The sequence below is a fragment of the Sporosarcina sp. Marseille-Q4063 genome (assembly GCF_018309085.1).
Lineage (GTDB): Bacteria > Bacillota > Bacilli > Bacillales_A > Planococcaceae > Sporosarcina.
In genome coordinates this window covers 3183610-3195632 of record NZ_CP070502.1, presented here as the reverse complement: position 1 = coordinate 3195632, position 12023 = coordinate 3183610, and the positions used below count along the sequence as shown (strand labels likewise).

Below are 12023 nucleotides of genomic sequence, written 5' to 3'. Positions count from 1 at the left end.
CTTATTCACGCTAATGTAAATTCAATAGGTATCGAATGATGGTTCTGCTTTATAAACGTTTAAGATGTCCTTTCATACCAATGGAGATAACGGTTATATCTTTCTTTATAATGATCATACATATTTGGATTTGGGTTAATAACTTTTCCAATCTCCGCTGTATATTCATTTGGGTTAAAGGTACTGTCCAGATAAGCCCTAGCTATAATAGCCCCCCCCAATACAGATGCCTGTTCATTGTCGGAGCAGTACAAACTTTCGCCCAAGATATCACTCATCATTTGTATCCAATTGGTCGATTTAATGATCCCTCCCGATACCATAATCTTTTCAGGAGTCCCCATCTCATCCGTAATATGATCAAAACATTGTCTAATATTCATTAGAATTCCTTCCAACACGCCAAAATACATATCTGTTGTGGTATGGGTTGAACGCAGATCGTGAAATCCACTCAATCTATCGTCTCTCCATCCGGGACATCTTTCTCCAAACATAAAGGGGAGAAAAATAGGCATCTCTTTCATATCAACTTTTTGATTTTCAAGTTCCTCATACGATGTCGATTCTGGAAAAAAGGTCTGTTTACACCAATCTAAACAGTTGCAAGCTCCCGAAGTTGCTGCCCCCGCCAACCAAGATGTGGGCGACAGATAACACCATGTCCCCATCCCTTTAGATACAATAGGTTTTGAGGATGATAATCGCATTGCAGCACTTGTTCCAACAGAAAGACTCATAATGCCTTCTTTTAATGCACCGGCTCCGACTTGATTTAAAGCACCATCTGGATGAGTTGGTATTACTGGTATTCCTACACAAATACCTAGCAAATTGGCCGCCTCTTTAGAGAGAGGACGTGCATCCTGATAGGTGCACAATTCCCCGAGTTGACTTTTATTTAGATCAACCATCTCTAAAGCTTCCTCATCATAATCAAGCGTATGAATATTAAACAATCCGGAACCGGAGGCCATACTATTCGTAACCATTCTTTCTCCCGTCATTCTATAAAACAAGTAGCTGCCTTCACCTGCAATATATTTATCTTTTAGGTCCAATCCCTCATTTTTAAAGTGTAATAACTTATAAGCTGGATAAAGAGCATGAACCATACAACCTGTTCTTTCATACATTTTCTTTACTTGGTGAGGGTCCTTCCTTAACTTCGCTACCTCGTTGGAGGCGCCGGTATGTCCCCACAAGTATGTTTTGGTTAGTGGATTCATATTACTATCACACACCACCACACTATGCCAAGTACTGCAAAGTGCTACAGCGTCTATATCTTTATGTGCTGCTATTTGCCTTCCCACCTCCATAACAGCGCTATATATTCCCTCAGTGTCATGTGTAATGCCATCATTAACCTTTTTGGAAAAAGGTTTACTTATAATATCTACAATGCCTTTACTATCATCATAGAGTAGAGCTTTAGCTGACGTAGTACTAGCTTCAAGAACGAGAATCAGCAATTATTTCACCTCTCTTAATGTATTTTCACTCTTATGCAAACTAACTTTTACATTCCGAGATAACCGCCATCGACTGGAATAATAGCACCATTTAGGTAATTTGAAGCGTCAGATGAAAGAAAGATTGTTACTCCCTTCATATCTTCAGAAGTACCCCATCTACCCGCTGGTATTCTTTTTGTAATGCTTTCATTTCTTTCACTATCATTAATAATATTCACATTCATGACTGTATCCATATATCCCGGTGCAACCGCATTGACATTTACACCCCGTCCTGCCCATTCATTTGACAACGCTTTTGTCATTTGCATAACTGCGCCTTTACTTGCTGCATATGCAGGAACTGTATATCCTCCAAAGTAACTTAACATAGAGGCAATATTGATTATTTTTCCTTTACCTTGATTTAACATAAGTTTGCCTGCTAGTTGATTAATCTCAAACACAATATTGAGGTTTACATGCATTACGGCATTCCAATCCTCAATCGGAAAATCCTCACTTTTATGTCTTCGTTGAATACCAGCAGCAGGTATCAAAATATCTAAAGTTCCACCTAAAAGTTTAATAGCATTATCAAAGGCAGATTGTAATTCCTCCCTGTCACCTAAATTAGCTACTATTCCATGTGCTTTAAATCCCTTTTCTCGTAATTCGTCTACCACCTTAGGAGTATTGGGTGAAAGATCTAAAATAACAACTTCAGCACCTGCCTCCATTAACCCTTCTGCCATACCCTTGCCAAGCCCTGAGGCTGCACCCGTTACAATAGCTTTTTTGTCAGTAAGATCGAATAAGTTCATATCTACACCTCTTTATCTGATTAGTTTATTTACATGTCGTCAAACGTAGGGTCAAGAATAGCTAGATCATATCTTCTGCTTGAATGCGAGAAAGCTGCCAATACCCAAAAGTAGGTATTTCTAGTGCCAGGACTTGCTACAGTAGGATGGTATCCACGCGGTACTAGTACCATGTCACCACTAGTAACATGATGTGCAACCAAATTATCGCTTTCTTGAGTTTTTAAGTAACTAATATGCAATCCAAACTTTGGTTCATCCATATCAAAATAGCAATAAACCTCTTCCAAATCATTTTCATGCTGGTGGGGTGGCCAACTAGTCCATGTTCCATCCCCTCCCCAAGTTAATCCACAAATTAATCTGGAGGCAGGCACCTCAGGGTTTAAGGTGAAATGAACTTCCCGTTGCCCAGATCCAGCGCCATGTATTTGGTGAATCTCACCTAAAGGTAGATTTTTATTGTATTCACGATAAAACTCTTTTCCATGTCCTTCACACAATGCTCCGCCTATATAAAAGATTGTGTCTTCAATTGCGGTAACATTAACATAACTATTACCCGGTATATAAAAACTGTCATAAAGTGACATTTTTTGATCCAAGTATTCAGATTTTATATTCGCTGTTCCTTTTAAAAGAACAGCATTCATTTCTAAATCCAAAGATTTAATCATATAGCTGTTTCCAGCCGAAAGATTTAATCGGGATATGTGCACAGCGGAACAATCTTCTCTTCCTGGAATAACAACTTTATGGAACCCTTCTTCTTCGGTAGACTTAATATGCCAATCTTTCATCGTTTGCTGTGAAGATATAATAGCCATTTTCCAAACCTCCAATTTTTTAGATTTAAAATCTGATTTTAAATCTTTTGTTTTACGTATTTTTTTATATGATAATTCAAAGTAGCAATCCATTGAGTCTTATCTTCTTCTGTTAAATGTACTTTCTCAAGTGTGTCACTAAATGGACTGCCCCAAGAAACACCATCTACTTTTTTGGGTACCAAGTGTACGTGAAAATGAGGAGCTAGATCACCATAAGTGGCATAATTGATTTTATCTGCACCATATAGTTCGTGTATTACCTTTGCTACATTAGATACATCTTCAAAATAATCATTTCTTTCCTGAGAACTAAACTCAAATAGTTCTGTTTTATGTCCATTAGAAGCAACTATGCATCTACCAGGATTTTTTTGATCATGAAATAGGTAAACCGTAGATGAGTCCAAGACACATACCTCTGTCATAAGCGTTGATAAAGGCTCACTTTTTGTACAGTAAAAACACTGCAAATCATAATCTTTATCCATAGTAAACTCTCCTCCTGAATAGTTTTTAAGTAAGTGAGCCTCCTTGAAGAGGCCCATCATACTTAACACTAGTTATCTGATTGAAACTTCTGAATTCAATGGTCGAACATTTTGAAGGGCTTCCGGATTAACAAGGTTTGGATGTTTACCATCTTCCAAGTAATCAATAATATTTTTAGCTGCCAACCGAACCATTTCTGTTCTTGTTTCAATTGTTGCAGTTGCCATGTGTGCACCAAGAACCACATTATCCATTGTCTTAAATGCATCAGGGATATTAGGTTCATTCTCAAATACATCAAGTCCAGCTCCAGCAATCACTCCATTTTGTAATGCATTAATTAAAGCTTGCTCATTAACCACTGGACCCCTACCAATATTTATCAAGAAAGCAGACTCTTTCATCATTTCAAATTGCGGTGTATCAAACATATGGTATGTCGATGTTGTAAGCGGTGTATTAATCATTACGATGTCCGACTCTTTTAAGAGTTGCTCTAGTGTTGGAACATAAGTAGCGTTATACTCATTTTCAACCTCTTCCGACAGGCGATTCCTGTTATGATATGTTACATCCATCATGAACCCTTTTGTTCTTCTTGCTAAGGCTCTACCTATATTACCCATTCCTACAATACCCAATCTTTTCCCATTTAGTCCTCTACCGACATTTGCAATTGGTCCCCATGGAAGATCTTGATCTAGGCGCAACTTTCTATCAGTTTCAGCTACTCTTCTCATTACAGACAGCATGAGTGCCATCCCGAATTCAGCAGTAGATTCAGTAACAATATCCGGTAGATTACATACAAGAATCCCCTTATCATTCATAGTTTCCAAATCCACATTATCGTATCCAACACCATACGTACTCATGATCTTAATATTATCCATACGCTCGATTGCTTCCTTGTCTGGTTTAAAACCACAAGAAATTAATGCATCATATTCAGGAAGTATTTTCAGTATTTCTTCTCTAGGAACCACCTCAGATGGATAATATACATCATACCTTTCAAACAACTCTGTTAACCCCTCCTTAAAAACAGGGAATGGTACCATAATCTTTTTCTTCGCCATAGAATTTCTCTCCTTTGAAAGTGACTAGTTATCTACTAATTATTCCAGCCGATTAATGATTTAATATCATCACGATGATCCCATGAAGACGGATTATGGTCATTTCTTTCTTCAATATGAATAGCAAAACCAGCTAGATAATCCTTTAGATAAATTACGAACATTTTATCACCATGATATTTAATGTGTTCCATATTAAACTCTACGCCAGCGTTACTTAAATAAAAGATACTTCTCTTGAGATTATCCGTATGATAACCAATATGACCATGCGGACCTCTTACTTTAAAAGGTTGCTTCGTAATTTCAACATCTTTTCCTACGTATGTTGAGCTTTCCGTATCCCCCAGTATTAGGTCAAACATATCCGCTAACTTGAAGATATTCTTGTATCCTTCTTCCTCAGTATCACAGTTGATTCCAAAATGCGCAAAATCAAAATTCAATATTTTGAAAATAGAATCACGTGTAAGCTTTCTAATCTCATCAAATTCTCCAGCATTAATTAATTCTGGATTTACCATCCAGCTTCCGCCGCAAGCAATTACATTAGGATCATTGACATACTCACTTATATTGTCTAAATCTATCCCACCTGTCGGCATGAAACGTACACCTTCATAAACTGAGGATAAAGCTCTAATAGTCTGAATCCCTCCAGATGATTCCGCTGGAAAGAACTTCAAATTGGTAAGCCCATATGAAACTGCCTTTTGAACATCTGATGCTGTTGTACAACCAGGGATTACAAGAATATTATGTTGTAAGCAATACTCTACAACATCGTCAATCAAGGCCGGACAAACAATATACTTTGCACCCGCATCCATTGCTTGCTTAACCTGTTCAACTGAGTTTACTGTACCCGCTCCTACAAGCATGTCTGGATATTTCTTTGTAATTTCTTTTATTACATCAGTGGCACAATCCGTTCTAAATGTGATTTCAGCTACATTCAATCCCCCATCAATTAGTGCCTTAGCAAGCGGAACAGCGTCCTTCACGTTTTCAATTTTCACCACTGGAACAATACCATAATCCTCAATCTGTTTTAATACTTTTTGATTATCAATCTTTACTAGAATTTTCTCCATTTTAATACACCGCCTATTATTTTTTTAAATACCGTTTACTCAACTTTTTTCTAATGCCATTTTTGGAATTTGACGACTAAGTCTTTTACTTTTAATATTTTTGACTAAAATTATTCCGAGTAAGACAAAGCCTACTAGGGATGTAGCTAACTCAGGTACTATTAAAAGTAGCGCTACTGTGAGCATCAATAACCGTTCAAACTTATGAAGCGGCGCATACATATACCCGGAAATAGCTATGGCTAATGCCCAAACGCCAGCGTACAGGAATAAAGCAGCTACAATTATTTGTACGGGTGATCCCATAAGGAGTATTGCAGGCTGATAAACGAAAACAAATGGGATTAAAAATGAAACTGATGCATAAACAAATCCTGTCCAACCTGTTTTCCAAGGATTCGCCCCCGCAATACCAGCCGCTGTAAAGGACGCCAAGCAAACGGGTGGAGTAATTTGAGCAATAACCCCAAAGTAAAAGCAGAACATATGCGCTATTAAAATTGGTATACCAAGTGATATCAAGATTGGTACAAATAATACAACTCCAATTAGATATGCAGCTACTGTCGGTAAAGCCATTCCAAGCAGCATACACCCTATCATAGTAATCAAAAGGGCAGCAATAAGGCTTGATCCACCAACAGCTGCAACTACAGCGGAAAATTTATTGGTTAGGCCAGATTGAATAACGACACCAATAATAATTCCACATGCTGCAATTGGAAGGGTAATATTTGCCGCCTGCTTTATACCTTCAATAAATGCTTCATAGATTTCTTTAATACCTTTACGGTTAGCTGGGATCAAAATATTAAGTGCTAATATCGCCAGAATACTGTAAAGTGCAGCACTCCTTAAGGATTGACCAGAGAGGACCATACCAAGTAGTACGAACGCCGGGATAAGCAAGTACAATCTCGGTAAGATTGGCTGAGTTTTAAATTCAACATTCTTGATATCTTCCAATGCCACCGACCCCTCATGCCTATTCCTCTTTGCAATAAATCCTACAAGAAGAAGAATGGATAAAAAGTAGGCTAAGGCCGGAATTGTAGCTGCTAAAGCAATAGAAGCATATTTAACACCTAACAGCTCTGCCATTATAAATGCTCCTACACCCATAATAGGTGGCATTATCTGTCCTCCCGTAGAAGCAACGGCCTCTATCGCTGCTGCTTGTTCAGGTTTATAACCAACCTTTTTCATCATCGGAATAGTCAAAACGCCTGTCGTGGTTACATTAGCAACGGAGCTCCCACTAATCATTCCCATAAGAGCACTACTTATCACAGCTGCTTTGGCAGGACCTCCGGTTTCAGGATTACCTAACTTTAAACCTATATCAATCAGGACCTGTCCTCCTCCGCATGCAGAGAAAATAACTCCAAATAGAATAAAGTAGAAGATGAAACTGGCAGTTGCCGATAAAGGAGTTCCATATAATCCTTCTGTAGTCAAAGTCATGATCTCAGTAAATTGGTGCAATGAGAATCCCGAAAAATTTGTAAAACCAGGACTATAAGGTCCTAGAAATGCATAGGCAATAAAAACTGACACAAAGATTAACAAGTTAAACCCTAGTACTCTTCTAACTGCTTCTAGCAAAAGTAGGAGCAGGATTAACGTTACAACAATATCTCCAGGTAAAACTGGATCAATGTTTGGAATTCTATTGACTATACGCTGTTCATGTCCAATATAAAAAATTACGACCCCAATGAGGATGCCTACAAAGGTAAAATCAATTAGCCTAGGCCAAATAATCTTTTTATTTATTGGTTTGCTAATGAAAACTAAAGACAAAGCGAACGAAAGGAAAATCGGACTCAGAATCATAGGGTGTATCGGTTTAAATAATGTGAAGTATAATTGTGTGAGCAACCAACCAAGCGCAATTACTCCTAGTAGTATGTTAATAGAATGAGCCTTTTTATTTAGTGGTAATTCCATCAATAAATCCTCCCCGGACTATAAAACAAAAGATAAAATATATTTCATCTTATAGTTTTTGATGTCATCCAAACCAATTAGGTCTATTGTAGATATCCAACTTCTTTAAAATATTTCTCAGCTCCTGGATGAAGAGGTATTCCTAGGTATTCTATGTTACCTGCACTTTTCGGATCAAAGTCTTTCATTACCGGGACTAGCTCTACCAATCTCGACGTATTTTCACAGATTGCTTTGGTTATGGCATATACAACCTCGTCTGGAACGTCTTTCCTCACAACCAAGGATTCTGTCCCTACAACAGTTTGGATGTCATTATCTTGTCCATTCCAACTTTCAGCAGGCATTACCTTGTTGGCATAACCATAGTCATTTAGTTTATCCCTAGTCTCTTTTGATATTTCAATCACATGCATAGGCGTGGTCATTGTTAGTTCGGAGAATGCCGGTTGACCAAGACTCACTACATCTATTGAGATATCCGCCTTTCCTTCCTTTAACATATCCACCATTTGACTAGGATCGATATGAAACACATCACCTCCCCAAGATTTAATATCTTCAAATTTCACATCCATTGTGTCTAAGAGGTCTTCCGCACCTGTTATTCCAAAGCTTCCTGGTTGCTTAGTAACTATTTTCACAGGGTATTTTTGTTCAATTATTTCTTCAAATGTTTTAATACCAGTTTTTTGAACAAAGGAATCAGTAAACATAATTGTCATATAAGTAAAGTCTGTACCGCCAAGAATAGAAGCCACATTTTTTACGGCAGGACGATTATCATCGTATGTTCCTTCAAATAACTTTTTTGCCGGAACATTGTTGGATGTTCCTATTTGTGCCTTGTTTTCCTCCAGTAAAAGTACAGTCGCCGCTCCTCCAGTAGATGATGGCTGAACTTCCATACTATAATCCTCTGGAAGTATAGGTTTTAATATTTCGTTAAAGGCCGAAGCTCTAGAATATACTGCTGTCCCTACAGTTTGGGTTGTTAATACTAATTCCTTCACCCCTTCAGCATTACTTGAACTTTGGACATTCGTGTTATCCTCGGAACATGCAGTAGTAATTGAAAGCGCTACCACCAAAGCTAAAAGTAAAGCAATATTTTTTTTTTTCTTTTTTATCATAATCAATCCTCCTATTTAAATTATTTGAAACAACTATCCATAATAACTTAAAGAATTTTCATAAGCGTGTCCACTGCAACCAAATAGCTCTCTTTACCAAAACCAGAAATCATTCCAGTACAAACGGGAGCAATTGTAGATTGATTCCCGGGGTTTCTAAAAAAGTTGGCCAGATGGACCTCTATACAAGGAATTGATAACGTACTGATTGCCTCCTTTATACCAACACTATAGTGACCAAATGAACCCGGATTGATAATAACACCCGCGTACTCAAAACTAGCCTGCTGTATTCTATCGATTATGTCTCCTTCATGATTACTTTGATAAGTATCAACTTCAATACCTAGTCCTTTAGAGTAATCTATTACTTCTCTGTTGATTTCTTCTAACGTAGCCGAACCTAGTTTATCAGGTTCTCTTAAACCAAGAAGATTCATGTTTGCCCCATTTATAAGTAAGATTTTTTTCACACATCCCCCTCCCTTCTATTAGATTTTAAAAGTGCTATATAAAATCTAAAATCTGTAGTTTTAAACTTTAGATTTCATTTGATACTTATATTATATTAAATATTAATTGATGTCAATAGAATTTTCAACAAATTATAAATGTTTAGTTTTTTCATTCATTATTAAGCCTAGCGATTAAACATATTATTCCAGAACGGGAGGTTCTGCAATTCCTTGTGAAAGGGTTCTCAATAACCGAAACCGCTGAAGTATTAATGATTAGTGTCAAATCGGTTGATGCCCATAAGACAAGATTTATGAATAAACTTAACTTATCTAAAAGATACGAACTTGTTGAATATGCGATGAAATATAATTTAATAGGTTGAATTTTAGAAGTGATTTGTTGTTTCTGTAGACACCAAGTACGACAATTCGGGACAATGCTAACCTGAAAAAGGGAAGTCGCAAAACTTTCTATATGCAAACTTCCCTTTTTATGTAATTTTGCGTTTTATTGTCTATAGCACAGTGAAAAAAAGCCTCCAAAGCGATATAATCACACTTCGACGGCTCTCCATTTATCCACAATTATTCCCCCAACAAATCCACCCTAACAGGCGTAAACACATCCAAAATCCCACACGCCTTAATCACTCTCACCCGATGCTCAACATTCGAAGGAATATAAACCGATTCCCCCACACCAAGCACGCGAACAACCCCACCAACTTCAAACTCCACTAAACCATGCTCAATATAACTAATTTGCTCTTCAGGGTGTTGGTCCACGTCACCAACAAAGCCTTCAGCCAATTGAACTTTCACAAGCATGACAGAACCTTCTGCACTCAAAATCTCTCTATTAACCATTTCCACACTTCCTAAACACTCTTAGTTTATTCTACAAAGATGGGTTCAATAAATTCGGGATGTAAAATGCGATGCTCGGGAAGAACGCCACAAATAACAAGACAGCCAATACGATTAAAATATACGGAAGAACCGCAAAGAGCGATCTTTCTATCGACAAGTTCCCTATTTTCGCGGCCAGCAACAGACATAACCCGTATGGTGGTGTTACCAAACCAATCGCCAAGGTCATAACAACGATTAATCCTAGGTGAACCGGATCCATACCAAATGCAATTGACGTTGGTAGAATTACTGGAACAAATAGAATCATAGCTGGAATCGCATCCATGAACGTTCCGATAAATAGGAAGAAACCAATAATAATTAAGATGAACAGCCATTTAGTGCCGATATTATTAGCAAAGAATTCTTGAGCCAGTAAACCTAATTGGTAAAAACTCATCAATTCCCCTAACGCGCTAGCGGCTGCTAAGGCAAATAGCGACAATGAGCTAAGCGCAAGCGTATCAGTTAAGATTTTCGGCATGTCTTTCCACTTAATCGTTTTGTAATAAAACATACTAATAATAAACGTATACAACGATGCGACCGCTGCTGCCTCTGTTGCTGTAAAGAATCCAGTAATAATCCCACCGATAATAATAACCGGAGTAAGCAGTGCTGGAATTGTTTCAATTAGTAACTTTACAAGCTCCCTAGGTGCAGTCTTTGCCGCTTTTGGATAGTTTCTTTTTCGAGCCAATATGTAAACATAGACCATCATTCCCACGCCAATTAATATTCCTGGGATAATTCCGCCTAAAAATAATGCACCAATACTGGCATTCGTTAAACCAGCAAAAATAATCATTGGTATACTTGGCGGAATAATTACACCAATTGTAGAAGATGCAGCCGTTACACCAACCGCTGTCTCAGTGTCATAGCCTTGCTTTTTCATTGTCGGAATAAGGATTTTCCCTACACCTGCAGTGTCGGCTTGCGCAGATCCAGATACACCTGCAAAAATCATCGATACTAAGATATTTGCGTGTGCTAATCCTCCGCGAATCCGTCCTACAATCGCAAGTGACAATTGAATAAGCTTTTCAGAAATTTTTCCTGAATTCATTAAGTTGGCAGCCAATATGAACAACGGAACCGCCAATAACACGAATGAATTAATCCCGTTCATCATCTTCACCGGAACCGTCACTTCTGGAATATATGGCACATTAAAAATACCAACAAACGCAACAATTGCGATGACAAAAGCAATTGGAACACCCAAAATCATTAAAACAAGAAACATACCAAGTAATATAAGTCCAATCATTCTGGTACCTCCTTACTGCGAAGGGCTTTCACATTTTCGATTAAATGATTACACGCGTAAATGAACATTGTAATTCCCATAATTGGAATCGAAATCCACACATATCCCATTTTCATGAACGGGAGTGCTACCCAATTATAATTCCAAAATGTTGTCATTGCTTGAAGGCCGTAAAAAAAGATTGCGAAGCTAAAAAGCATGATGACAGTATCATTAAAAAAGAATAAACTCGCTTTCTTTTTCCCTTTAAATCGGCTAGTTAAAAAGTCGAAACTAAAATGTTCTCTTCGGTTAACCATGACAGCCGCTCCCATAAAAATTGCCCAAACGAAGGAGTAGTTTGCTACTTCTTCCGTCCAAATGACCGCTATTTTCATATGACGCGTTACAATTTGAACGATGATTGCTATGAAAAAGATACATAGACTTACAACCCCTGCCGCCATTTGAATACGTTCTAGCCTTCTAATAAACATAATTGTTCACTTACCTCCCTAAAAGGATAAAAGATAAGGGCACGAATC

At 37.8% G+C, this 12023-nt stretch carries 12 protein-coding genes and 1 pseudogene; 1 reads left to right on the top strand and 12 read right to left on the bottom strand.

The genetic code is table 11. The features are described from left to right. Positions 1-59: 59 nt before the first annotated feature. From JSQ81_RS16320 to JSQ81_RS16280, 9 genes are all read right to left on the bottom strand, one after another. Complete coding sequence (locus JSQ81_RS16320; RefSeq protein WP_212605066.1) at positions 60-1475, bottom strand: gluconokinase; 1416 nt, start codon at positions 1473-1475, stop codon at positions 60-62. 47 nt (positions 1476-1522) lie between these two features. Further along, on the bottom strand, positions 1523-2281 hold the full coding sequence (locus JSQ81_RS16315) for an SDR family oxidoreductase (protein WP_212605065.1): 759 nt from the start codon (positions 2279-2281) through the stop codon (positions 1523-1525). Between the two features lie 29 nt (positions 2282-2310). After that, entirely contained in the window at positions 2311-3108 is a 798-nt protein-coding gene (locus tag JSQ81_RS16310) for a 5-deoxy-glucuronate isomerase (protein ID WP_212605064.1), read from the bottom strand. Positions 3109-3146: 38 nt separating this feature from the next. After that, complete coding sequence (locus JSQ81_RS16305) at positions 3147-3599, bottom strand: HIT family protein (RefSeq protein WP_212605063.1); 453 nt, start codon at positions 3597-3599, stop codon at positions 3147-3149. A gap of 72 nt (positions 3600-3671) precedes the next feature. Beyond that, positions 3672-4679 carry an NAD(P)-dependent oxidoreductase gene (locus JSQ81_RS16300; RefSeq protein WP_212605062.1) on the bottom strand — a complete coding sequence of 336 codons (1008 nt, stop codon included), beginning with the start codon at positions 4677-4679 and terminating at the stop codon, positions 3672-3674. A 35-nt stretch (positions 4680-4714) separates the two neighbouring features. Further along, positions 4715-5773 carry a bifunctional 4-hydroxy-2-oxoglutarate aldolase/2-dehydro-3-deoxy-phosphogluconate aldolase gene (eda, locus tag JSQ81_RS16295; RefSeq protein ID WP_212605061.1) on the bottom strand — a complete coding sequence of 353 codons (1059 nt, stop codon included), beginning with the start codon at positions 5771-5773 and terminating at the stop codon, positions 4715-4717. Between the two features lie 39 nt (positions 5774-5812). Beyond that, the gene (locus JSQ81_RS16290; RefSeq protein ID WP_212605060.1) at positions 5813-7723 is read right to left on the bottom strand and encodes a TRAP transporter permease; all 1911 of its coding nucleotides are present in this window, start codon (positions 7721-7723) and stop codon (positions 5813-5815) included. 83 nt (positions 7724-7806) lie between these two features. Continuing rightward, on the bottom strand, positions 7807-8856 hold the full coding sequence (locus tag JSQ81_RS16285; protein WP_212605059.1) for a TAXI family TRAP transporter solute-binding subunit: 1050 nt from the start codon (positions 8854-8856) through the stop codon (positions 7807-7809). A 47-nt stretch (positions 8857-8903) separates the two neighbouring features. Then, positions 8904-9329, bottom strand: coding sequence for a type II 3-dehydroquinate dehydratase (locus JSQ81_RS16280; protein WP_212605058.1), 426 nt, complete (start codon positions 9327-9329; stop codon positions 8904-8906). A gap of 191 nt (positions 9330-9520) precedes the next feature. On the opposite strand from JSQ81_RS16280, the pseudogene JSQ81_RS16275 reads away from it, so the two are divergent. After that, a pseudogene (locus JSQ81_RS16275) lies at positions 9521-9697 on the top strand (response regulator transcription factor); the annotation flags it as partial. Between the two features lie 202 nt (positions 9698-9899). Here JSQ81_RS16275 and JSQ81_RS16270 read toward each other — a convergent pair. The 3 genes from JSQ81_RS16270 to JSQ81_RS16260 are packed head-to-tail and all read right to left on the bottom strand — an operon-like array spanning position 9900 to position 11975. After that, on the bottom strand, positions 9900-10181 hold the full coding sequence (locus JSQ81_RS16270) for a cupin domain-containing protein (protein ID WP_212605057.1): 282 nt from the start codon (positions 10179-10181) through the stop codon (positions 9900-9902). A 31-nt stretch (positions 10182-10212) separates the two neighbouring features. Beyond that, on the bottom strand, positions 10213-11499 hold the full coding sequence (locus JSQ81_RS16265) for a TRAP transporter large permease (protein ID WP_212605056.1): 1287 nt from the start codon (positions 11497-11499) through the stop codon (positions 10213-10215). Next, positions 11496-11975, bottom strand: a complete 480-nt coding sequence (locus JSQ81_RS16260) for a TRAP transporter small permease (RefSeq protein ID WP_212605055.1) — start codon at positions 11973-11975, stop codon at positions 11496-11498. The genes JSQ81_RS16265 and JSQ81_RS16260 overlap by 4 nt, the downstream gene beginning before the upstream one ends. Positions 11976-12023: the final 48 nt, after the last annotated feature.

Excerpts from the sequence above, each read along its gene's own strand:
- JSQ81_RS16315 (WP_212605065.1), bottom strand. The coding sequence starts at position 2,281 with ATGAACTTATTCGATCTTACTGACAAAAAAGCTATTGTAACGGGTGCA.
- JSQ81_RS16310 (WP_212605064.1), bottom strand. The coding sequence starts at position 3,108 with ATGGCTATTATATCTTCACAGCAAACGATGAAAGATTGGCATATTAAG.
- JSQ81_RS16305 (WP_212605063.1), bottom strand. The coding sequence starts at position 3,599 with ATGGATAAAGATTATGATTTGCAGTGTTTTTACTGTACAAAAAGTGAG.
- JSQ81_RS16300 (WP_212605062.1), bottom strand. The coding sequence starts at position 4,679 with ATGGCGAAGAAAAAGATTATGGTACCATTCCCTGTTTTTAAGGAGGGG.
- eda (WP_212605061.1), bottom strand. The coding sequence starts at position 5,773 with ATGGAGAAAATTCTAGTAAAGATTGATAATCAAAAAGTATTAAAACAG.
- JSQ81_RS16290 (WP_212605060.1), bottom strand. The coding sequence starts at position 7,723 with ATGGAATTACCACTAAATAAAAAGGCTCATTCTATTAACATACTACTA.
- JSQ81_RS16285 (WP_212605059.1), bottom strand. The coding sequence starts at position 8,856 with ATGATAAAAAAGAAAAAAAAAAATATTGCTTTACTTTTAGCTTTGGTG.
- JSQ81_RS16270 (WP_212605057.1), bottom strand. The coding sequence starts at position 10,181 with ATGGTTAATAGAGAGATTTTGAGTGCAGAAGGTTCTGTCATGCTTGTG.
- JSQ81_RS16265 (WP_212605056.1), bottom strand. The coding sequence starts at position 11,499 with ATGATTGGACTTATATTACTTGGTATGTTTCTTGTTTTAATGATTTTG.
- JSQ81_RS16260 (WP_212605055.1), bottom strand. The coding sequence starts at position 11,975 with ATGTTTATTAGAAGGCTAGAACGTATTCAAATGGCGGCAGGGGTTGTA.